Origin of the sequence: Algoriphagus lutimaris, assembly GCF_017051705.1 — a bacterium.
Classification (GTDB): domain Bacteria; phylum Bacteroidota; class Bacteroidia; order Cytophagales; family Cyclobacteriaceae; genus Algoriphagus; species Algoriphagus lutimaris.
The window spans coordinates 490149-513420 of the sequence record NZ_JAFIDJ010000001.1; the positions used below are offsets into that span (position 1 = coordinate 490149).

Annotated in this window: 13 protein-coding genes and 1 pseudogene; 12 read left to right on the top strand and 2 right to left on the bottom strand. The window is 36.2% G+C overall.

Annotated features, from left to right (window positions below; all coding sequences use genetic code 11):
• The first annotated feature begins 19 nt into the window (after positions 1 to 19).
• From JYB62_RS01975 to JYB62_RS02005, 7 genes are all read left to right on the top strand, one after another.
• The gene (locus tag JYB62_RS01975) at positions 20 to 1207 is read left to right on the top strand and encodes a glycosyltransferase family protein (protein ID WP_205643770.1); all 1188 of its coding nucleotides are present in this window, start codon (positions 20 to 22) and stop codon (positions 1205 to 1207) included.
• Positions 1204 to 2382 (top strand): hypothetical protein, encoded by a 1179-nt coding sequence (locus JYB62_RS01980; protein ID WP_205643771.1) that lies wholly within the window; start codon positions 1204 to 1206, stop codon positions 2380 to 2382. Before JYB62_RS01975 ends, JYB62_RS01980 begins: the two co-directional genes overlap by 4 nt.
• 6 nt (positions 2383 to 2388) lie before the next feature.
• The gene (locus JYB62_RS01985; protein WP_205643772.1) at positions 2389 to 3369 is read left to right on the top strand and encodes a polysaccharide deacetylase family protein; all 981 of its coding nucleotides are present in this window, start codon (positions 2389 to 2391) and stop codon (positions 3367 to 3369) included.
• A 31-nt stretch (positions 3370 to 3400) separates the two neighbouring features.
• The gene (locus JYB62_RS01990; protein WP_205643773.1) at positions 3401 to 4216 is read left to right on the top strand and encodes a polysaccharide biosynthesis/export family protein; all 816 of its coding nucleotides are present in this window, start codon (positions 3401 to 3403) and stop codon (positions 4214 to 4216) included.
• Positions 4213 to 6666, top strand: coding sequence for a GumC family protein (locus tag JYB62_RS01995; protein ID WP_205643774.1), 2454 nt, complete (start codon positions 4213 to 4215; stop codon positions 6664 to 6666). Before JYB62_RS01990 ends, JYB62_RS01995 begins: the two co-directional genes overlap by 4 nt.
• A gap of 12 nt (positions 6667 to 6678) precedes the next feature.
• Complete coding sequence (gene kdsB, locus JYB62_RS02000; protein ID WP_205643775.1) at positions 6679 to 7404, top strand: 3-deoxy-manno-octulosonate cytidylyltransferase; 726 nt, start codon at positions 6679 to 6681, stop codon at positions 7402 to 7404.
• A 403-nt stretch (positions 7405 to 7807) separates the two neighbouring features.
• A complete protein-coding gene (locus JYB62_RS02005; protein ID WP_205643776.1) occupies positions 7808 to 7996 on the top strand; it encodes a hypothetical protein in 189 nt (62 codons plus the stop codon).
• A gap of 156 nt (positions 7997 to 8152) precedes the next feature.
• Here the strand turns inward: JYB62_RS02005 and JYB62_RS20090 are convergent.
• Together JYB62_RS20090 and JYB62_RS02015 are read right to left on the bottom strand one after the other, a co-directional pair.
• A pseudogene (locus JYB62_RS20090) lies at positions 8153 to 8284 on the bottom strand (hypothetical protein); the annotation flags it as partial.
• Positions 8285 to 8634: 350 nt separating this feature from the next.
• Complete coding sequence (locus tag JYB62_RS02015; protein WP_205643777.1) at positions 8635 to 11142, bottom strand: right-handed parallel beta-helix repeat-containing protein; 2508 nt, start codon at positions 11140 to 11142, stop codon at positions 8635 to 8637.
• 1161 nt (positions 11143 to 12303) lie between these two features.
• Here JYB62_RS02015 and JYB62_RS02020 point away from each other — a divergent pair.
• The 5 genes from JYB62_RS02020 to JYB62_RS02040 all read left to right on the top strand — a co-directional run bounded on the left by JYB62_RS02020 (position 12304) and on the right by JYB62_RS02040 (position 23265).
• Entirely contained in the window at positions 12304 to 12810 is a 507-nt protein-coding gene (locus tag JYB62_RS02020; protein WP_205643778.1) for a hypothetical protein, read from the top strand.
• A gap of 770 nt (positions 12811 to 13580) precedes the next feature.
• Positions 13581 to 14591 carry a mannose-1-phosphate guanylyltransferase gene (locus tag JYB62_RS02025; RefSeq protein WP_205643779.1) on the top strand — a complete coding sequence of 337 codons (1011 nt, stop codon included), beginning with the start codon at positions 13581 to 13583 and terminating at the stop codon, positions 14589 to 14591.
• A gap of 7 nt (positions 14592 to 14598) precedes the next feature.
• Positions 14599 to 15558, top strand: a complete 960-nt coding sequence (locus JYB62_RS02030; RefSeq protein ID WP_207758586.1) for a GDP-L-fucose synthase family protein — start codon at positions 14599 to 14601, stop codon at positions 15556 to 15558.
• A gap of 45 nt (positions 15559 to 15603) precedes the next feature.
• On the top strand, positions 15604 to 16749 hold the full coding sequence (gene gmd / locus JYB62_RS02035) for a GDP-mannose 4,6-dehydratase (protein WP_205643780.1): 1146 nt from the start codon (positions 15604 to 15606) through the stop codon (positions 16747 to 16749).
• A 48-nt stretch (positions 16750 to 16797) separates the two neighbouring features.
• A complete protein-coding gene (locus tag JYB62_RS02040; protein WP_205643781.1) occupies positions 16798 to 23265 on the top strand; it encodes a polyketide synthase in 6468 nt (2155 codons plus the stop codon).
• Positions 23266 to 23272: the final 7 nt, after the last annotated feature.

The window sequence follows — 23272 nt, forward strand, 5'->3', positions numbered from 1 at the left end:
AATTAACAAGTGGACTAAATTGAAGAAATTATTATTCATCACTTGGGATTCTGATTCCACTAATTACCTGGAGAATTTATTTTTCCCCATTCTTTCGGGATTACATAAAATGGGGGAGATTGAACCTTTTGTTTTTCAGTTTTCTTGGGCAAATAAAAAGGAGGTGGAACGAATCAATTCCATCGCTTTAAAATTGGGGATTCCATATTTCCATGCGGCAATACCAAAAAAATTACCTGGAACGATAGGAGCCCTTGGAGCTATTTCTAAGAATAGAAAAAAGGTATTGGAGCTTGTAAAAACTGAAGGGATTCAGGTCGTGATGCCTAGAAGTACCATGCCTGCCTTGTTAGTACTCTCCATCTTTAAAAAGTTGAAAAATATTGGGATTGAACTTGTTTTTGATGCGGATGGGCTACCCATTCAAGAACGGTTTGATCAAGGATATTTAACAAAGAATTCCATTCAATACCAGATTCTCACTAAAATTGAACGTTTGATTTTACAAAAGGCTGATAAGGTACTTTGTAGGTCCCAGAAAGCAATAGATTGGCACCTTTCAAAATCCCCTCAATTGAATAAGGAGGAGTTCTTTGTAGTTGGAAATGGCCGGGATCCCAACTTGTTTTATTTTGATAAAGAAACAAGGAGAAGAGTCAGAAATGAATTAGGATTGCAAGATGAAATTTTATTGGTGCATTCAGGAAGCCTAGGTCCTGGATATGCCTTGGAAAAGGTTTTTCAACTTTTATCGTACTTAAAGTCCAACGAAGTTGCTTTTAGAATGCTTTTTTTGACTAGAAATGATTCCATTTTGTCAGAGCTTACTCCAACTTCTTTGAATGATTGCATACTTTCTCTACAAGTGCCTTTTAAGGACATTCCTACTTATTTGAATGCTGCTGATTTTGGAATTAGCGTACGGGCCCCTCACCCCAGCATCCAAGGGATTTTGCCCATTAAGTTTGGAGAATATCTCATGTGTGGATTACCTGTCATTGTATCGCAGGGGATAGGTGATTTAGATGAACTAGTACAGGGAAGCCAGTCTTGCTATTTTTTGGACCACCAACAGTTGGATTGGCAGCATCTATTGGGCTGGATGAGGGAAGCCCAAGTTTTGGACCGAAAAAGTATTAGCCAACAAGGTGAAGAATTGTTTTCATTGGAAAATACACTATTGGATTACAGGAAAGCATTGATATGATCTTCACCTTCCAAGATGTACTTGTATTAATCTTCGTTCATCTATTGCTGGGTTTCTTTTTTAAATATCACTACCTGAAACCTAATTATTCGATCCTTGAAAGAGGCTTGGTTTTATTCTTGTGGTTCATCCATCTAAGTTTTGCCTATTTCTTTGTCAGGTATATCCAACAGAATGGAGGTGATTCCATTGGGTTATGGGATTTGACGGCAGACACTTCTCAATATGCTCGAAGTTGGATGGGATACTTTGGAGTCAATACATTTTTTATTCAATGGTTGAACTATATACCATCCAAGCTGCTTGGTTTGAGTTATATTTCAGGTACGGTCATTTATGCCTTTTTATCTTTTTGGGGTATGATTGGACTATTTGAGAGTGTAAACTTTCTGATTGAAGAATTTGAGCAGAAATTAAGATTCCCTCAACTTTTGTATTTGCCTCTTTTTTTACCCGGATTACATTTTTGGACAGCTGGGGTATCGAAGGAGACCTTGCTCTTTTTGGGGGGTTCGGCAATGTTTTACGCTTTTTCTACCCAGAAACAGATCTTCAGCATTGGAATATTGGGTTGGTGCCTTTGTTTGCTGGTTCGACCTATTTTAGGAGTGTTGTTTTTGCCCATACTAGTTGTTTTCGTGGCTAATGGGCTAAAAAAAAGGTGGGAATTACTCAGTTTGGTAATTGTGATCTGTGGAGGCTTACTATATTTTTCTATCAGTCAATTTTTACCTTACCTACATTTAGAAAATTATTCCTGGGAAGATTTATCTGATTTCTCCAATAGGCAACTGAGTTTTTTGACTGACTTTAGTGCCAATACCACCTTATCCATGGAGACTTGGCCTTGGTATAGGAAGCTGGCTGCTGTTGCTTTTCTGCCATTCCCATGGGAAAGTTGGGATTTTTATTCGTTGATTTTTTCCTTAGAGAATTTTTGGCTGTTGTCCATTGGAGTTTTAGGCTTGGCAATGGGATATCGACATTTAGTTCAAATTCCAAAAACCATGATCTACTTTTTTATGATAGGGATTGTCATGTTTATAGTATTTACCTTTACATTGAATAACCTTGGATTGTTCTATAGAATGAAATCTATCTGGCTTCCATTTTTGCATATTACTTTCCTATGGTTAATTTGTTATTCTGATCACCCTTCCAAACGCTTTCAATAGGTTAAATTGTCTGATTCCAGCTTAATTATTTCTTTAGATTTTGAACTTCATTGGGGTAGGTTTGACAAGTATCCTATTGAAGAATACCAACGCTATTATCAAAATACCTTACGATCTATACCTAAGATTTTATCTCTTTTTGAGAGATATCAAATTAATGCGACCTGGGCTACGGTTGGAATGTTGATGGCAGAAAGTTGGGAAGAGTGGGAAACTTACTCTCCTCTCATCAAACCCAATTTTCTTCAGGAAAAATATTCTGCCTATTTATGGGGGAAACAAAAATATTCCCTTGACTTTGAGGGTTTATTTGCTTCTGGAATTGTCCATGAAATTATTCAATGCTCAGGCCAGGAGTTGGCTTCTCATACCTTTTCCCATTATTATACCGGTGAAGAAGGGGGAAGTCTGGAAGCTTTCCGATCCGATTTAATGGCATCCAAAAAAATAGCGAAGGATAAGTTTGGGGTAGATTTGGAGAGCTTGGTTTTTCCAAGAAACCAATACAACGATGGAGTATTGGAAATTGCAGCAGCATGTGATTTTAAAACCGCAAGAATTAATCCTTCCGATTGGTTTTGGAAGGAAACGAACCATGAAAATTTGCTGAAAAAAGTTTTTAGAACAGGAGATACACTGATTCCAATGGGAAAACCAGTATATTTTAATCTAGATAAATGTATTCAGTTCCCCTTAATTCAGATTCCAGCAAGCCGATTGTTGAGGCCCTATAAGACAGGCTCTATATTTAATAAACGAAGAATTGAGCGAATAAAATCTGAACTGAAAAGAGCATGTGATTTACACCAATCTTATCATCTTTGGTGGCATCCTCATAATTTCGGTTTTTGTCCTGAAGAAAATACTCGGGTATTGGAAGAGTTACTCCAATATATTGATAGTTTGATTCAACAAGGGGATTTGAGAAGCCTGTCCATGAGAGGAGTTTATAAAAAAATGAATTCCAATATTGGATCAGAAGGATAAAAACTCTGAATGAAAATACTAAATTAACTAAATGAAAAATACTTTAGCTGTCCTGCTGATTTGTATTCTAATAAGTTCTTGTATTAGTAATAAACGTATTACTTACTTACAGAATTTACCAGGTAACCCAGAGATTGGTTTAGATGAATTTATTCCTTATGCCTCTGTGGAATACAAGTATGTGCTTCAACCCTTTGATGTGGTCGATATTGACTTTGCTTCTTCAGATGAAGAATTAACCAAAGCGTTCGAGTTTCAAGGGTCTAGGAACATGCGTGCTGGTGGTGGCGTTGGCGGAAGTGGAGTTAATGATATATTTTATTTTACAGGCTATTCAATTGACCAGGAAGGATTTGTAGAAATCCCGCAACTTGGCAAAATTAAAGTGGCAGGGCTGACGGAGGAAGAGGCTCAGAATCAAGTGCAGGAAGCAATTAATAAATATTTTAAAGAAGAAGTATTTGTTAAATTGAGGATAGGAGGGATTCGTTTTACTGCCTTGGGTGAGTTTAGTAGATCAGGGACCCAGGTTATCCTGAAAAATAGGGCTACTATTTTTGATGCTTTGGCTGTGGCTGGAGAATCAAATATTTTGGCCAAAAAGAACAAATTGTTCATCATTCGGCAATATGACGGAGGTACGAAGATCCATCAAATAAATCTAAATGACAGGCAATTGTTAGCCTCCCCTTATTACTTTATTCAGCCAAATGATATATTGTATTTGGAGCCAATGAACATCAGACAATTCGGGAATGCTGATAATTTAACAGCTTCATTAGGTTTGATTATTTCGGTAACTTCATCTATTATATTGATCGTGGCCTTGTTGACCAGTAATTTATGATTGACGGAAAAGTAGACATATCTAAGTTTCAAGAGGAGGTCAAACCCATTGATATTAAATATTACCTGATCAAATATTCCAGGTATTGGCCGCTCTATGTGACGAGTATTTTTTTAGGGTTGATCATTGCATTTTTGTTTCACAGGTATTCTGTAGAAGAGTATGAAGTACAGGGGAGTATCCTGATCAAACAAAATTCCAGTCCTGAAATGAGGATTTTGGATAGATCCAATATTTTTTCCGGAGCTTATAATTTGGAAAATGATATTTTGATGCTCACCTCTAAGAATTTGGCGGCCGATGCGATTAGTAAATTACACCTGAATGTTACCTACTATGCATCCACAAACATCAAGGAAGTAGAATTATATGATCAGTCTCCTATTTATGTAGAAGTTGATCAGGCGTTTCCTCAAATGGAATTGGGAGAGATTACCTTTACCATGGTTTCTGATGAGGAGTTTGTATTGACTAGAGAAGAGTCTGGTTTTTTTGATTTTTTAGATGCCAAAGCTGCCGGCCCTATGGATGAGGCTATTTTGAATAGGACCTTTAGGTTCGAAGAAGATATTATATCAGATAAAAGCCATTTTAAGATCCATAAAAAGAAAAGGTTAGAGGCAGGGGATAAATTGTCATTTGTGGTACATAATTCCGTGAATGTGATTGAGGATTATGCAAGAGCAATCTCCGTCCAACCTATCAATTCATATGGTACTGTACTTCAGGTAACCATGGTAACCAAAGTGGTGGAAAAGGGACGAGATTATGTCAATGCCCTGATGGACTCCTATATTGATTATAACCTGAAGGAGAAAAATTTAATGACCGAGAATACCCTCAAGTTTTTGGATGAGCAATTGTTTATTGTGGAGGATTCTCTTAAAGCAGTGGAGAGAAAGATTCTCAACTTTAAAGTGGAGAATAAATTAATGGATGTGAACTCTGAGTTTGGGGGAGTTTTGGGGAATATGCAAAGCTTAGAAGATCAGGTTCAAAACATTGATTTTCAGTTACAGTACTATCAATCGCTACAGCAATACTTAATAGAAAAAGGAAAGGATTATTCAGATATTTTAGCTCCTTCCTTAGTTGGGATTGATGACGGAGTTTTGAATGGTTTGGTGAGTTCTCTGATTAGTGTTTCCTTGGATAGGAGAAAACTTTTGGCTTTGGTAAATGAAAACCACCCATCAGTAACTGAATTGGATGAGCAGATTACCAAACTCCGGGAAAATATTTTTGAAAATATTGATAATCTGGTGGCCAATACTGTCAAGAGGAAGGAGCAGGCATTGGCCATGTTAGAAGATGAAGATGTGGAATTTTCAAAACTTCCTCAGGCAGAGTCTCAATTTATGGGATTAAATCGAGAGTTTAAACTGAGAGAAAATTTATACAATTACCTACTCGAAAAAAGAGCAGAAGCAGGGATAGCTCGGGCATCGAATATTTCAGATAACTCCGTATTGGATTATGCAAGAAGGGGTAACTTGATTTTCCCTAAAAAGCCCCAAAATTATGGTTTGGCTTTTGGCTTGGGACTTTTCATTCCTTTGGCTATATTATTAGGTTACCATTATCTGAACAATAAGATTGTAGATCAGGTACAATTGAAAAATGTATTAAGGATTCCGCTTCTGGGTACGATAGGATACAGTACCAAGGATACGAACTTATTGGTTCAAGATCATCCCAAATCCATGGTATCGGAGTCATTTCGCTCCTTACGATCTGCCTTGTTTTATATTGCCAGTGAAAAGAAGTGTAAAAAGATATTGGTGACATCTTCGGTTTCAGGAGAAGGTAAAACCTTCGTCAGTATCAATCTCGCTTCAGCAATAGCTTTAAGTGGTAAAAAGACCTTGCTATTAGGACTTGATTTAAGAAGACCCAAGATTTCTGAATATTTAGGGGTTTATAATCAGACAGGACTTTCCAATTATTTAGTAGATAAAGCAAGTAAAGAGGAGATCATCGTAAAAACTGCATTTGAGGATCTATATGTAGTTCCTTCAGGCCCTGTTCCACCTAATCCTGCAGAATTATTGTTGAAAGATAAAATGACAGATTTACTGAATTCTTTCGATGGGGAATTTGATGTAGTGGTGATGGATACTCCCCCTATTGGTTTGGTGTCTGAAACCATGGATTTGATGCGCTTTTCTGATGTGAATTTATACATCGTTAGACAGGATTATACCCACAAAAGGTACCTATTAATGATTAATGATCTATATGCCAATGATCAGGTAGATAATATTTATGCAGTTTTTAATGGTTTGAAAGCTGGGGTAGACGTCTATGATTTTGGAGGCTATAATTACGGGTATGGGTATAATTATTCGTATATGAAGAAAAATGAATATTCTGGGTCTTATTATGATCAAGAGGATAAAAAACCGCAATCAGATTGGTTAAACAAATTGCTGTCTAAGTTTAGAGTTTAAAAAAATAATTCATTGAAAATAGTAGCGCTTATACCAGCTAGGTATGCTTCTACCAGGTTGCCTGCCAAATTAATACAAGACTTGGGAGGCAAGTCAGTCATTCAAAGAACTTACTTGAGTACTTTAGCCACTCAAATTTTTGATGAGGTTTGGGTGGTCACAGATCATGAAATCATACAAAAGCAAATTGAGGAGCTTAATGGTCATGTTTTTTATAGTAAAACCAATCATGAAAGCGGGTCTGATAGAATAGCTGAAGCTTTGGAGAAAATTGAAGCTGAAATTGTGGTCAATGTGCAAGGAGATGAACCATTTCAAGATTCTAAATCTCTTTCCGATTTAGTTGATGTATTTGAAGATTCTTCCATTCAGGTAGCTACCTTAATGACTCATATTTCAGAAGACGAAGCCCATAATCCTAATTTCGTAAAAGTGGTTACTGATGACAAAGGGGATGCTTTATATTTTTCGCGCTCTCCTATTCCATACAACCGAGATAAATTAAAGGATTTAGATTATTGGAAGCACATCGGGATCTACGCCTACCGTCGAGAAATTTTATTAGATTTTACCAAGATGGGGAAAGGTAAGCTGGAAGGTATTGAAATGTTGGAGCAATTGAGGATGTTGGAAAATGGAATCAAAATCAGGATGGTGAAAACTAACCATCAACCAATCGCCATTGATACTGCAGAAGATTTGGCAAGAGCTAGAAGTTTATTGGATTTGAACCACTAATAAATTCTTGTTAAGCTTCTAATCTCTCAGGGAAATTTGATTTCAAAGCCATTTTTAGGAAACTAGTTCAATGCAAAGAGTTGGTTACTAAATAAAAATTATTGGTTAGAAAGTTGCAATAAACCCCTAAATACTTAGCGTATCGAAATTAGACCTTTGAGGAAACAGCACCCTCGAAGGTCTTTTTTATTTTTAGCGGTTACTCCAGTAAGGGAGAAAAGCGAAAAGCTTGGTTTAAGGAAGGCTTCCCATTTTTAAGGTTCCTCGATTCGTGTTTCTCCAATTTCAAGAGTTTAATCTATGTTTACCTAAAGCTTAACATTCAATCTTAGTGGCTAGATGACTACCTACTAAAAAGTATAAACCCACCATGCAGGAAGAAAACTAGTTTGTTACTTGCGGTATGTGGCATGATGCTATTGCTGGTAACCCGAATAGAGAGGACGGTATCTCCATGGATGAAGTGGAGCGGATTGAACGCGCACTTTTTGCGGACGATATGGAAGGGAGGAGAATTTTTACTCAGGCCTGTAAAAAAGCAGCAAAATTTATCGCTGATGAATTTGAAATAAATGACCTGCCAAAAAATTAAAATTAATCTTCTTTAGGGTCAACAATGGTTACGAAAGGAGGGAGATTGGCACTGGGAGGTTCTGCAATGTTGACCGTGAGTTACCCAGGCGAGCCTTCTGCACCTTCGGTGTGAAAGGCTATGGCATATAGGGTATAACTGTATATTTGAAGGTGTCCAGGTGATTTTATAGGGAGATATGTTTACAGTTCCTACAAGTTTATTTCCTTCGTAAATCTCTGCTCGATCTACAGTACCATCAGCATCTTGAGGAAAAGTACTGATTAAAACATCTTGTCCTAAATCGATGGATTAATTATTGGAAGTGGTAAGAGTTTCTACAGAGGGAGTGGTTTTGAATGGTTTTTCTAATATAGTATTGGGAACTATTTCAGATTGGGAAGTCCTATCCAGAATGTCATATTCAACTGCTTTTAAATTTTATTGTCCAGATGCAAGGTCAGGCCAAGTATAATGAAAGGGATGTGCTGATAAATCCTAGATAAATGAATGTCTTCTTGATAGAAAAATGACTTACTCAGAGCTTCTTTTGGGGCTGTTATTTGAGTTTTGATGATGAATTTTTCACTATTATAGACTTGGGTGTTTGAAGAGGGGTCGGTGGTGCAAATTTCTAAAGGTGATTTTATAAGGTCAGGTTAATCTATCTCCGATTTAACTAAAAGCACTGACTCATAAGCAGGTATAGTTACTTTTTGAAAGAAGGTTTCATTTTTAGCATTTCTATAAATTCCAGAAAGAGGAAAAGTTACTGCTTCATCAGAGTTATTGTAATTGAAATACACGTATTCTAAAATGTTCAATTCATTCGTAGTGACTTTCGAAATTTCAATGTTATCAAAAATCACTGGATCAGAGGGATCTTGGATTTTTATGACAATACTTTCGTTGGCAGCTGCTACTTCTGCACTAAAACCTATTTGAATTTTTTCTGATTCTGTGGTAGTAGCTAAAAACCTGAGGCTTCCTACCTGATCTTGGTCAAATGTCTTTTCCAAAAATAAAATGACCTCTTTATTGTCCTTGGTACTTTTAGAATCAAATTCCATCAAAATTTGATCTCCGACTTTGACAGGCCCAATCTGCAAATAAGAGAGCACATGACCACCAGGATTAGGTTGTAAGGACAAAGAACCACCCTCTATTCCATTAGAGATCCATTGGTCAGTTCCCCCATAGGTACCCGCTACGATATCAATATTCGAATCAAAGGTGCTGGATTTGATGAGGGATTGAGTAAGGATTTCATACCTGTCCAAGTTGAATTTTGGCTGTTTTGAGTTTAAATCGTATCCAAATGTGTTTCTCCAGTTTTTTAAATTTCTTGTTTGTCCAATTTGTCCATCGGAGGGTTCCTTGGAATAGAAAATGAAATTTTTGTGATAAGGGTCTAAAAAATAATTGCTATCAATTTGACCAAATTGGGCGATGTCAGAATCTATGGAATTGAAACTCATAACGATTTCATGGTCATAGATTCTGGAAAGCTGGTTCTCTCTGACCACAATATTTCTGATAGGTGTACCGATTGGGTCATGGGATGCAAGAATTTGGGTAGGAATCTTGTAAAACAGATTATCTATGACCTCGATATGATTAGTATTATGAAGAAAAAGTCCATTGCCATTAATATTGCTTATTGTATTTTTTGATATGGTAATTCCAGCAGCCATATCATCAGCGTAAATGCCGTTTGCTAGAAATACGTTCTCTTCGTTTCCATCAATATTTCCTAAGCCATTCAGAATAATATTTCCGATGATTTCCCTTCCTTTATTGTTTCGGTTTTTCTGTCCATCTGCATTCGTATAAATCCCACCTCCATCTTGCTTAAAAACACAGAACGTATCAATAAAATTGTTTTTAACAATGGTGTAGTCGCCTCCAAAATGGATACCATTATAACCGGTATTGATGATCTGGTTTTTTTCTATTAAAGAATGGTCTGAGTCTGAAGCAATGTAAAGGGCAATGCCGGTTAAGTCACTGCTTTTCCCCATGCCTTGGTAAGGCATCGAGTTTTCAAAAAGGTTATTAGTTACTTTTACGCTTGGGCTACCATGATAAACAAATAGTCCTCCATTCAAATTGTTTTTTATTGTATTATCTGAAATTGTCAGGTTTGGGACTACTTCTACATAAATTGCATGATCTCCAGCAGATTCCAAAATACTTTTTTGGATGGTGAAATTACCTGAGTATTTCAAAGAAAAAATGCTTTTGTTGCTTCCTTTGAAGTGAAGTTTCGAAAAAGTAATGTTTTGGACAAATCTGTTATTGGTAACCAAATTGTCTTTATTTGCCACTTTGATTGTAATAGTAGAAGGTTTTTTGGAGCCCAGGAATACGGTGATCGTCTTCAAAGTGGGGTTATAAGCCCATTCCCCAAATGAATCCAAGGTGCCTACATGATTTTGGATAAAGTAACCATATCCTGATTTTACATGGTAAGCGGTATTAATGGATTCAAAATTGATGCGGTTTCCAGAGGAAGAGGAAATTGGATGTCTATCAATAATCCAGTTGTTTTTTCTGAGTACCACTTCAGCCCCGGTTAAATCCCCAAAGCTCCCTTCTCCTGTAATGGAGTTTGTTCCGAGTACATTTTTAATTTCAAAATAAGGTGATTCGCTAAAGGAATTAGGAGTTCTTCCTATTTCTTGAGGCATATTATCAATTTCTAAAATTTGAATGACTGAACTCTCTAGATTTGGAAGGGAAGCCTCGTACAACCCACCACCTATAGATCTCCATTCGGTAATTGATTCCAGTGAAGTAATTTGTGGGGCAGGGCCTAAGCCATAAGAAGTATAAACAATCGGTTTCCCTACCTCCCCACCTCTAACGACATTGATCGTCCCGTAAAAAACCTCACCAGCAGCAAATAGGACTCTGTCTCCACCTTTCAAAGCAGAGGATATAGCATTGAGCTTATCAATCGTCTTCCAGGGGGTTTCAGGGTTTTGAGCCTCTGAGATACTTCTATTATCATCACCTTTGATCGAGGAGAAATAATAGTCCGTCGCAAATGAAATACTGGGAATATTAGCTATAAAAAAAATAATCCAATACTTTATCAGTTTGTTGAGATATACATTTTTAGGAGGTGTTGAAAATACTTTTGTTAAAATGTTGAAAAATCTCATACTAGAAAAGGTTCGATGAAAATTAATTGAATTCAATTTTCTAAAATCATGAATAAAAATAATTATAGTTAACTAAAATTATTGCTGTTTAAAAAGAATTAATTTTAATATAAAAAAACTTCTTAATTCAAAATAGAAAATAGTTAATTTTCAATCCATAATTGTTTTATTCTATCACAATCCCTTAAATGATGAGTAATATTTAAAAGTTAGTTTTTAGATTGACTTTTGAGTCATTGAATTTTTTTTGGAATCATATTGTATTAAAATAAAAGTAGTTCAATTTTCTTTTTTTTAATAAAGTAGTTAATTCTATTTGTGTTTAATCCTGATTAATTCGGCATGTATTGAATATTTCTGTGCGGGTGATATTTTGGATTTAACGATTTTTATAACCACTGTATTTTGATAAGATTTTGTTGTTTAGGTTACTCTGTTTCTTATGAGGTTGAAAACGAATAATTCTTGAAGTGGTTTTAAAAATAATAGGGGGTAAGCTTTGATGGGTTAGGATTCTATTGGAGGAAATGGGGAGTTGGAAACTCATGCAATTCAATGATATTCCCAATGACTTTTTGATAGCTGTCTGGAAAATTTAGATTGGGAAAAAGATGGATTCTTTTGGTAAGAATAGGTCTTGTTTTACATATCTCAGCCCATAGAAAAATCAGCATTATGGAATCGGGATTTCCTAAAAAATAGTTTGACTATAAAATCAGGGATTTTATCTGAGGATTACATCTAAAATTGATAGATCCAAAATTTTTTAAATCACTGGATATCAGATTATTAAATATTAAATACCTAGTTTATTTAAATCATATTTTTCAGAAGAAGGTCAAAAGAGCGAACCAGAGAAAAGATTTTTAAAAAATTCTATGATTTCCATCAGTTAATTTGTGTTCAATTGAATTATATCATTATTCCAATTGTAAAAATTGCATTTTATTGATGAGTAATGAATTCTATTATTAATCATTTAAATTTCATTTGATGGTTTAAAAGTGAAGTTTGAATCTAAAAAAATGTAGAATATAATAGGAATCTAATGATTTATTTGTTTAAATTTACTGTTACGCGAATTAGTTCGAATTTAAAAATATTAATTTTTCAATTATTTATTGAACTAAAATTTTTATACAAACTCTAAAATGTTTTTTTATGAGCAAATCTGAATTAATGGTTTCCGAGGCCCTGGAAATAATCTATTACGTTTTGCAAAAAAAACGAGATCAATTCCTGACTTTTTCTGAAATTATTTCTTCTGCAAAGAAGGAAATTTTAGGATTTGAAATGTGTTATAGTTCTACTTATAATGGGATCTTACAGCAGCGTTTGAATAAGATGGGGGGAGTATACCGGTTGTTTAATTTTGACTCCTGGACTTGGATGTTCACTAATCGCCCAATCCCTCAAAATTGGGTTTGGCCAGACGAATTGGTTGAAGAGATATTGGAGTGGACTAAATCGGAAGATGCGAAGAACTTAGATTTATCTAATTTACCTAGACCTTATATTATTCATACTGTTCAATTAGTAATGGAAGATAAAATGCCGGTCTTAAAGTTTTGTTTCCCTTTATCTATAACTATTGAACATGGAGGTGTTGTTTCTTGGTATTGGGAGATAGTCTTAAATGATAACCCTAGATTGAAAGCAATATTTTAACATCTATATTTATTTAATGAACCGTTAAGTTCAATTGATTGGTGTAGTCCTTCTCTAGGAAAAGAGAAGGACTTTTCTTTTCCTAGATTATTGCTTGATAATTTTAAATAAATTCTGATTTCAATCTGGCTTTTCCACCTGCTCAATTTATTAATTTTTTACTTGGACTAAGTATGAAGAATTTGTTCATTTCTAAATTGAGTTTTTCGATTTTTATTGTATTTTGCTAATATTTTGAATTTCTAAAATTTGATATTGTTAGGTTGTATGACTCTATTTTGTCTGGAAATTAATTTTTTATGTAAAAAAAATAATTTTTTTTCTAATTTTTAATTCATTGTATATCGCCTAAATATTCCTATAAAAAAACATTTAAAATTGTATTTAAATTATAAATAAATATTTTTGATTCATTATATCTAGTTTAATGTCATTTTATTTTTATATGATCTTTCGTTTCATACTAAAATTTGGTATTATCTACTAAATAAATATTTAATTTTATGTCTGTTGTATTTTATCGGGAAACTCACTCTATAGAATAGTATTTTGTGAATATTTTTAAAATTTTATTTGGGATATAACTGTATTTTAATGACAAAAAAACGTATTTCAAATAAATAAAAGAGCTTTTCACCATTTTTTCTTTTAAAATCTATTTCCTAATATTGACTCAACAGATGATTGTTACATAATTATTCTTGTCATTTTTCTAATAATACAGTAGCAGTAAATAATATTGTTATTTAACCTTTTAAACCTATTGTTTTATGAGTCCTTTAAAAGTAACTCATGTCATTTTATCTGGTGGAACAGGTAGTAGATTATGGCCGCTTTCCAGAAAGTCCTGTCCAAAACAATATTTGGAGATTTTTGATGGAAAATCATTGTTTGAATTGTGTTTGGAGCGTAACCGCTTTCTCAAGGGAAAAGGGATTGTAGTAGGTAGTTTGGGAAATTTTGAATTATCCAGAAAGACCTTTTCCAAGATGGGTATTAACCCATACAAGGAAATTGTAGAGGCTTTGCCTAAAAATACTGCTCCTGCCATTGCATTTGCGGCTTTGTCAAGTCATCCTGACGATATTTTATTAATAACCCCATCAGATCATTTGGTGCAAGATCAAGCCTCTTATGAACGGGCAGTCGAAAATGCGGTGAGACTCGCTAGCATAGATCTCCTTGTGACTTTTGGTATTACGCCAACTCGTCCTGAGACCGGATATGGTTACATTCAGGTTGAGGATGGGATAGTTAAAAGATTTAAAGAAAAGCCAAGTATTGAGTCTGCAAGGACTTATTTGGAAATGGGTGATCATTTTTGGAATAGCGGAATGTTCTGTTTTAAGGCTGGACTCTTTTTGAGAGAACTTGAATTTTTTCAGCCAGATCTTTTCCATCAAATAAAAATAGCTTTTGAAAACTCCAAAGATGGATTTATTCAAAAATTAGATAATGAATTAATTGATTCATTGAGTGTGGATTATGCTGTGATGGAGCATTCCAAAAAGTTGGTGATGGTAGAAGGAGACTTTAAATGGTCTGACCTAGGTTCATTTGAAGCACTTAGTGATTATTTGAGTGAAACCCATCAAATCGAGGAAGATGAATATGGAAATGTCTGTATAGGCAAGTCCCGGCATGCCAGTTTTCTAGGTGTTTCTAATATGATTTTTGTGGAGACACCAGATGCATTTTTGATTTTGAATAGGTCTGACTGCCAAAAAGTGAAAAACCTATTTGAACAATTTGAAACTGAAAATCCAAGCTTAGTTAACTGATCATACAATGGATATTTTTAAGAAGAAAATATATGTAGCAGGGCATACAGGAATGGTTGGTTCTGCTATATGGAGACTTTTAAAAGCCAGAGGGGCAATGAACCTTATTGGAAAGAAGAGTTCGGAGCTTGATTTGAGAGATCAATATGAGGTACGTGAGTTTTTTGCTGATCAACAGCCTGAAATAGTCATCAATGCAGCAGCCAAAGTAGGAGGGATCCTGGCAAATGATTCCTATCCCTATGAGTTTTTGATGGATAATTTAATGATTCAAAATAATATCATTGACAGCTCTTTAAAATCTGGGGTTGAAAGATTTCTATTTCTTGGCAGCTCTTGTGTATATCCAAAAAGAGCAATCCAACCCATTAAAGAAGAGTATCTATTGACTGGTCCTTTGGAACCAACAAATGAATCTTATGCGATCGCAAAAATAGCCGGAATCAAAGCTTGCGAAGCTATTTACTCCAAAATGGGTAAGGGATATAGTTCTATCATGCCTTCCAATCTTTATGGACCCTATGATAATTTTGATCTTAACAGCTCGCATGTTTTGCCTGCGATGATCAGGAAATTTCACGATTCAAAGATCAATGGAAATCAACCAGTCATGCTTTGGGGGACCGGTAGTCCTTTACGTGAATTTTTGCATGTAGAGGATTTGGCTGATGCGGTTATGTTTTTATTGTCAAGGGATGTGAAGTATCCAATGATCAATGTGGGTACAGGGTACGATATAGAAATAAAGAAATTGGCATTGATGGTCCAAAGTGTGGTGGGGCATGAAGGTGATATCCTCTGGGATGAAAGTAAGCCGGATGGCACGCCCAGGAAAGTGATGGATGTCAGTAGAATAAACTCCATGGGATGGGAGCCAAGACTGAATTTACTGGAGGGCATTTCGCAGACCTATAATTGGTTTCAAAAAAATCAAAAGAGTTTAAAAATGCATTCCATTGCATTTTAAAAGTTCACTGTTTAATAATCCTATCAATTTTTAAAAATACTATTTATGAAAGTCGCTTTAATAACTGGAGTAACAGGTCAAGACGGAGCTTATTTGGCTGAGTTTTTACTGAACAAAGGATATGTGGTACATGGGATTAAAAGAAGGTCCTCTTCATTTAATACTCAAAGAATTGACCATTTATACCAAGATCCACATCAGGCGGATGCAAGATTTTTTATGCACTATGGGGATCTCACTGATTCCATGAACTTGACTAAAATCATCAAGGAAACTAATCCGGATGAGATTTATAATCTAGGAGCTATGAGTCATGTTAAAGTAAGTTTTGACTCACCGGAATATACTGCAAATGCTGACGGTCTGGGAGTTCTTAGAATTTTAGAGGCGGTCAGATTATTAGGAATGGAGAGTAAGACCAGGGTATATCAGGCCAGTACTTCTGAACTCTATGGTTTGGTCCAAGAAATTCCACAGACAGAAAGAACTCCTTTTTATCCAAGGTCTCCCTATGCAGTGGCCAAGTTATATGGATTCTGGATCGTGAAGAATTATAGAGAGGCCTATGACATGTTTGCGTGTAATGGGATTCTTTTTAATCACGAATCTCCATTGAGAGGAGAAACATTCGTGACCAGGAAGATCACCAGAGCAGTTTCGAGGATAGGAATGGGGATGGAGAAAGTACTCTATCTGGGCAACCTGGATGCCAAAAGAGATTGGGGACATGCCAAAGATTATGTAGAAGCAATGTGGCTAATGTTACAGGCAGATAAGCCGGAGGATTATGTCGTAGCTACCGGAGTTACCACCAGTGTTCGTCAGTTTTTGAGTATGGCATTCTCCAAAATAGGATTCAAACTCGATTTTGCCGGAGTTGGTGTGGGGGAGATGGGTATTCTTTCTTCCATAGATTATGAGGTAGCCTATGAAAAGTTAAGAAAAACGAAAAAGGAGCTTCCTAAGCTTGGTGAGATTTTAGTGAAAGTGGATCCAGAGTATTTCAGACCTACCGAAGTAGAATTATTAATAGGAAATCCGGATAAAGCATTAAGGAAACTGGGGTGGAAACCTAAATACAATTTAGAAATGCTTGTAGAGGATATGATGCATGCAGATTTGCAAGAATTGAATAAAGATATCTGCTTAGTGAATGGAGGCTTTGAGGTAGTATCTCATTTGGAATATTGAGCTTCATTCTCCAATAATAATCAGTTTTTTAACTAAACGTCTCTTGAGATGGAAAACTTTTCAACTTCAACTACACCAAATATCTTTGATCTTTTAAAAAGGAGATTCGAGGAGTTTAGAAAGTACGATGCACTCGTTCATAATGACGAATTCATCACCTATGGAAAATTGGAGATCCTGGTAGATTTAGTTGCTCAAAGAATCAGAAATGAAGCTCCGGAAGAAAAACTAATAGCCATCTCCTGTTCTAGATCTGTAAAAACGATCATTAACATGTTGGGAGTTTTGGCTGCTGGAAAGGCATATCTGCCCTTGGATTTTGATCAGCCAACAGAAAGACTTGCTAAAATTGTTTCAGAAACCAATGTTCGTTTTGGATTGCAAGGCCTGGATTCGGAGGATTTTGCTTCACTTTCAATCAAGACCATTGAGGGGAAATATAGAGATTCTACTTTAACTCCTAATTATACCTCTGATCTTGCCTATGTCTTATTTACTTCTGGTACAACAGGGATGCCGAAGGGGATTGAGGTATGTAGTCCAAGTTTGGTCAATTTAGTGAACTGGCAGCTAGTAAACTCTCAGTCTGGACCTGGTTTTAAGACTTTGCATTTTGCCAGGTTGACCTTTGATATTTCATTTCAGGAGATTTTTACCACCTTGGTAAGTGGTGGTACTTTGTACATTCAGGATAACGAGATTCTAAAAGACCCTTATCAATTATTACAGTTCATCCAGAATAAAGGAATAAATAGGTTGTTTGTACCTTTTATTGCCCTTCAAGGATTAGCGAATGCAGCCGTTTCTTACAAAATTTTCCCAGACTCTATTCGAGAGATAATGACCTGTGGAGAACAGCTAAAAGTAAGCAGTACTATACGGGAGTTTTTCCAAGAGTTACGAAGCTGCAGATTTTATAACCAGTATGGTCCTACTGAAACTACCATTATCGTTTCGCAGAAATATTTAGAAGACGAACCATCACAATGGGAAGATCTTCCAAGTATTGGTTGGCCAATTTCCAACGTAGAAATGTTGATTGTAAGCCCTGAAGGGAAATCCATCACCACTATGAATAAAGTTGGTGAAATCTACATCACTGGAGATTGTTTAGCTCGAGGCTATTACCAAAATGAGGAGTTGACCAATAAGTTATTTGTGGAATTGAATCTGGATGGTTCCGGAATCAAACGATACTATAAATCAGGTGACTTGGCGGAATGGAATGTTGATGGAAGTATAAAGTTCTTGGGGCGCGTCGATGATCAGGTTAAAATTAATGGACATCGGGTAGAACTAGGTGAAATTGAAGTAAATGCCTCTAAAATTAATGGAATTGAAGAGAATGCCGTGGTGATAGGCCATTTCAAAGATGGACAAAACTATGTAGTACTTTTCTACAAGACTACCGGAGTGGATCTAAAAATAGAGGAGATCAAAAAGGAATTGAGGAAATCTATTCCTGAATACATGATTCCGTACAAATTCATCAGAATTGAAGAGTTTCCTCGAAGTGGAAGTGGGAAAATTGATAGAAAAGCGTTGAAGAATTCCTTGTCCGAAAAAAAGGACCAGAAGGTTTCCCAAACGAAGGTTGATACTAACTACAAGGAGATAATAACCGGGATATGGAAAGATCTCCTTCAGGAAACGGAGTTTAACTTGCATAGTAATTTCTTCCAATTGGGAGGAAGCTCGATTTTAGCACAAAAACTTTCATTGGCGATTAATGATCAGCTTAAAACTGTATTTCCTGTAGCTTTAATTTATCAGAACCCTACTTTAGGCAAGCAAATTTCTTTCCTGAAAGGAGAAAAAAAAGGAGGGTTGGATAGTCCTGAAAAGCTAGCCAAAAAAGCTGCTTCCGACAATAGAGATGTGGCAGTCATAGCGATGTCCGGAAGATTTCCTGGGGCAAATGATACTGCCGGTTTTTGGGAAATGATCAAAAATAAAAAAGAGGGGATCACCCACTTTACACTGGAGGAAATAGATCCTTTAGTGAGACATGAGGCAGAAGAATCCAATTACATCAAATCAAGAGGGGTGGTAGCCGATTATGATAAGTTTGACTCTAAATTTTTTGGAATGAATCCAAAATTGGCTGAAATCATGGATCCCCAACAACGTAAGTTTTTAGAGATTTCTCATGAGGTGTTGGAAAAAGCAGGATGGATTGCTAATCGACCGGATTTTAGAATAGGTGTATTTGCTGGAACAAATAATAACACCTATTACAACAGAAATGTAGTTTTTGATCATGAGGCAACGGAAATCTTTGGGCCAAATCAGGTCATGTCCCTTAATGAAAAAGATTATGTGGCAAGTAGAGTAGCCTTCCAGCTTAACTTAACTGGACCTGCTGTCAGTGTTTATACCGCGTGTTCTACCTCGCTATTGGCAGTAGCCCATGCAGTGATGAGTATTAGGTCTGGGCAATGTACTGCAGCTATTGCTGGGGGAAGTTCCATTACATTTCCTGCAAATAGTGGACAACGGTATCAAGAGGGAGCCATTTTTAGTATAGATGGTCATTGCAAACCATTTGATTCAGAAGCTACTGGAACCATGTTTTGTGATGGAGCAGGAGCAGTTCTACTAAAAGACTATGAACAAGCTGTAAAAGATGGGGATAAGATCTATGCAGTTATTAAAGGAATAGGGATCAGTAATGATGGATTTGAAAAAGCAAGTTTCACTTCTCCAAGTGTGAGAGGAGAAGCCTCTGCCATCAGAGATGCTATTTTGGATGCCCAAATTAAGCCAGAGCAAATTGGTTATGTGGAGACGCATGGTACCGCTACCCCTATAGGTGATCCCATTGAGGTAGAAGGATTAAAGTTGGCTTTTGGAGAAGGGGTATCAAGCACATGCGCCATTGGATCCGTAAAAAGTAATGTGGGACATTTGACAGCCGCTGCAGGTATTGCAGGGTTCATTAAGACAGTGTATGCGCTACATGAACGAACCCTTCCCGCTTCTTTGGGTTTTGTGAAACCCAATCCAGAGATAAAATTTGAAGGATCACCTTTTTATGTAAATAATGAAACCAAAAGCTGGGCTAGTGATACTAAGAGAATTGCTGGCGTAAGTTCCTTTGGCTTTGGTGGAACGAATGTTCATGTGATTCTTGAGGAAGCAGATCCAGAACAAAAAGTCATTGCCCCCAAAGAGAATGAAGAACCAAATTTGTTTGTTTTTTCAGCAAAATCTGAGTCAAGTGTAAAAGATTACGCGAAAAAAATGCACGCCTATGTGCAGGAAAATCCTGATTTGGATCTTCAAAACCTTCATGCAAATCTTGCCAATAGGTATTTGAATTATGGGGTGAACCTTCATTTCTCTGCCTCTAAAAGAGCCGAATTGATTAAGAATCTGGAGGAGATAGAAAAAGGAATGATCCCGGTTTTATATAAAAAAGGAGAATTTAAAACTCCAGTATTTCTGATTCCTGGTCAAGGCTCACAATATGTGGGGATGGGAAAGGATTTTTATGGGTCCAATCAAGTTTTCAAAGATGCTTTTGATCAATGTTGTAAGCTATTTGATTCTTATTTGGACAGTTCTTTAAAAGAAGAAATATTCAATGGGGCTCAAGAGAACTTATCAAAAACCTATTTAACTCAACCAGCCATCTTTACAGTTTCCTTTGCCTTGGCTAAGATGCTTGTCAGTAAAGGGTTTGATCCTGTTGCGCTTTGTGGGCATAGTATAGGAGAATACGTTGCGGCACATTTAGCTGGTATATTCAGTTTGGAAGATGCCGTTAAAGTCGTTGCCTACAGAGGAAAGCTGATTTACGATTTGCCAACAGGTCAAATGTTATCGGTTCGATCACAGTTGGATATTGTTAAAGAAATTCTTCCTGACGAGTTGTCCATCGCAGCTCATAATGCACCTAATTTATGTGTTGTCTCTGGAGAGCATCAAGTAATTGAAGAGTTTCAAAAAGTACTGGAAGAGTATGGGATTGCCAATCAGGTATTAAAAACAAGTCATGCATTCCATTCTAAAATGATGGATGGGGCTTTGGATGATTTTTCAAAAGTTTTGGAAAGTGTTCGTCTGAACATTCCTCAAATTCCAATAAAATCCACTCAAACTGGAGCCTGGTTAACAGATGCTCAAGCCACTTCCATCGAATACTGGGTAGATCATATCCGAAATGCAGTATTGTTTAATGACAGTGCTAAAGCTTTACTTGAAGAATTAGAGGATTCTTATTTTATCGAAGTAGGACCTGGAAATGTACTATCAAGCCTAATGCAGCAACAGCCTGAAGCAAAGGATAGGGCAATTGTTCATACACTTTCCAGAAAAAATGAAGAGGATGAATTTACCTATTTGATGAATCAAATCGGAAGGTTGATTTCTTTCGGAGCTACAATAGATCAGTTTAAACTCAATGGGATAGGGGAATTTTCATTTTTGGATATCCCTACCTATTCTTTTGAACCGAAGCTTTGCTGGACTCAAAAAGGAGCTTTATTAAATCCGGCATTTTCGAAGAGCTTGGCTAACGCGACTCGTTTGAATAGTCTTCAGGAAAACAAACAATTGGAAGAAGCCATTCTTGAAGAGGAGGAAGTAGAGCAAGATAATTTTGAGAAAATCAAAGAAATGCTGGAGTCAGCTTCCGGCGTTAAGATCCAGCGTAAGGATATTGGTTCCTCATTTTTTGAATTGGGACTTGATTCTTTAGTGCTTACTCAATTTACTTTTTCTATCAAAAAGGAGTTTGGAGTAACAATTACGTTTAGGCAAATCAATGATGATTTAAATACACCAGGTGCATTATTATCTTTTATCCAATCCAAATCTCCAAAGCCAGTTAATAAACCTAAGCAAGAAGAGGTTAAAAAGAAGGAGCCTGTGGCTGAGCATAAGGAAGAATTGGTAGGGGTTGATGTGATTCAAATGATTCAACAACAATTGAATGCTATTCAAACACAAATTTCCCAACTACAGACCAATGGTGGAGGTGTAAAAAATAGTATCAGTAAGTATGAAAAACCGAAAGTAATAAGTAAAACCGTACCCGCTGAAGGAAGCTCCTCGCAAATGGAGGAAGAAATTGATCCTTCAAACCTTAGCAAAGAGGCTCAGGAGTTTTTTGGTGAATTGAAAGAGAAGTATCAAAAGAGAACCTCGAAAAGTAAAGATTATCACGATTCTCACAATGGACGAGAGGGTTTGGAAGTGGAAAAAGAACAGGTATGGAGTACTAAGCGATTGAATTATCCAATTATTTCAAAGTTTTCAGACGGGTCAAAATTGATTGATTTAGATGGGAATGAATATTTGGATTGGCATTTCAGCTATGGGTCAAAATTGTTTGGATACAATGCTGATTTTATCAAAAAAGCATTGAAAACTCAGATAAGTGATGGCTTGGAGTTTGGAACCCATTTAGATCAGGAGAAAGAGGTAATCAGGAAATTTAAAAGGTTAACCCAAGTGAAGGAAGCCTATTTATTCGATCACTTCTCTGAAGCTTTGTTAAAAGCCATTACAGGCTGTCAATCCATTAATACTAAAAAACTAATTGCAGTTATCTCAAGAAAATGTAAAACACAAGGTAGTGACTCTCATTTGCCTTGTGGTTCATTAGGTAATACTGAATGCCTGGACTTCCTTAAAGAACATTTTCATAATGACTTACTCGTCTTGACCGGAAGTTGGGATGAATCTTTGGAAATCCTTCAAGATCGATCTTCTGAAATCGGGACTGTGTTATATGATGTACGTTGTGATGATTTGAATACTGAAGAACTGGGAGTTTTCTTAAATAACTTAAGAAAGCAAACTCTTGAGGAGGGTATGTTTTTGGTATTGAATGAGGTGTTGTCGGGTTTTAATACCTATTCCAATGGCGTAAGTCACTTCATGACTTCAAAACCAGATGTAGTGGTTTTTGGAAACTTAATTGGAGAAGGTTTGCATTTGGGGATTTTAGGAGATTATTCAGGAATAACCTCCTCCCATACAAAAAGCCAGTTTGGAATGCTTCAAGACTTGGGAGAATATACAGGCGATGCATTTGTCTTAGCTGCTACCGTAGCATTGCTGAAGGAGATTGAGGAAAGAGGCCCAGTTTTTCAAGATGAATTATCTAAAAAGACAGATGATTTTGTGGCTCGGGTAAATGAGCTTTTTGAAAAATATAATAGCCCCTATGAGGCAGCTAATTTTCGCTCTATCTGGAGAATTAAGGAGAAAGAACACACTCCTTTGACCCCATTGCTTTTCGTTTTGTTGAGGTATGAAGGGGTTCACATGATGAGGGGAATTCCTTGTTATTTTACTGAAAAGCATACTCGAATAGACATCGAACAAACTTTAGTGAAGCTTGAAAAAGCTTTGGCACTGATGATTGAAAATGATTTGGTGAGAGGAGATCTTCCTGATTTAGAAGAGCTGGTGATGGATACTCATTATCCTCCATTTCCAGGCGCAAAAATCGGGTTAGACAGTGAAGGGAACCCAATGTGGGTTTCACCAAAAGAGAATAATTAATTTTTAT

Excerpts from the sequence above, each read along its gene's own strand:
- JYB62_RS02040 (WP_205643781.1), top strand. The coding sequence starts at position 16,798 with ATGGAAAACTTTTCAACTTCAACTACACCAAATATCTTTGATCTTTTA.
- JYB62_RS02020 (WP_205643778.1), top strand. The coding sequence starts at position 12,304 with ATGAGCAAATCTGAATTAATGGTTTCCGAGGCCCTGGAAATAATCTAT.
- gmd (WP_205643780.1), top strand. The coding sequence starts at position 15,604 with ATGAAAGTCGCTTTAATAACTGGAGTAACAGGTCAAGACGGAGCTTAT.
- JYB62_RS02015 (WP_205643777.1), bottom strand. The coding sequence starts at position 11,142 with ATGAGATTTTTCAACATTTTAACAAAAGTATTTTCAACACCTCCTAAA.
- JYB62_RS01995 (WP_205643774.1), top strand. The coding sequence starts at position 4,213 with ATGATTGACGGAAAAGTAGACATATCTAAGTTTCAAGAGGAGGTCAAA.
- JYB62_RS02030 (WP_207758586.1), top strand. The coding sequence starts at position 14,599 with ATGGATATTTTTAAGAAGAAAATATATGTAGCAGGGCATACAGGAATG.
- JYB62_RS01980 (WP_205643771.1), top strand. The coding sequence starts at position 1,204 with ATGATCTTCACCTTCCAAGATGTACTTGTATTAATCTTCGTTCATCTA.
- JYB62_RS02025 (WP_205643779.1), top strand. The coding sequence starts at position 13,581 with ATGAGTCCTTTAAAAGTAACTCATGTCATTTTATCTGGTGGAACAGGT.
- JYB62_RS02005 (WP_205643776.1), top strand. The coding sequence starts at position 7,808 with ATGTGGCATGATGCTATTGCTGGTAACCCGAATAGAGAGGACGGTATC.
- JYB62_RS01990 (WP_205643773.1), top strand. The coding sequence starts at position 3,401 with ATGAAAAATACTTTAGCTGTCCTGCTGATTTGTATTCTAATAAGTTCT.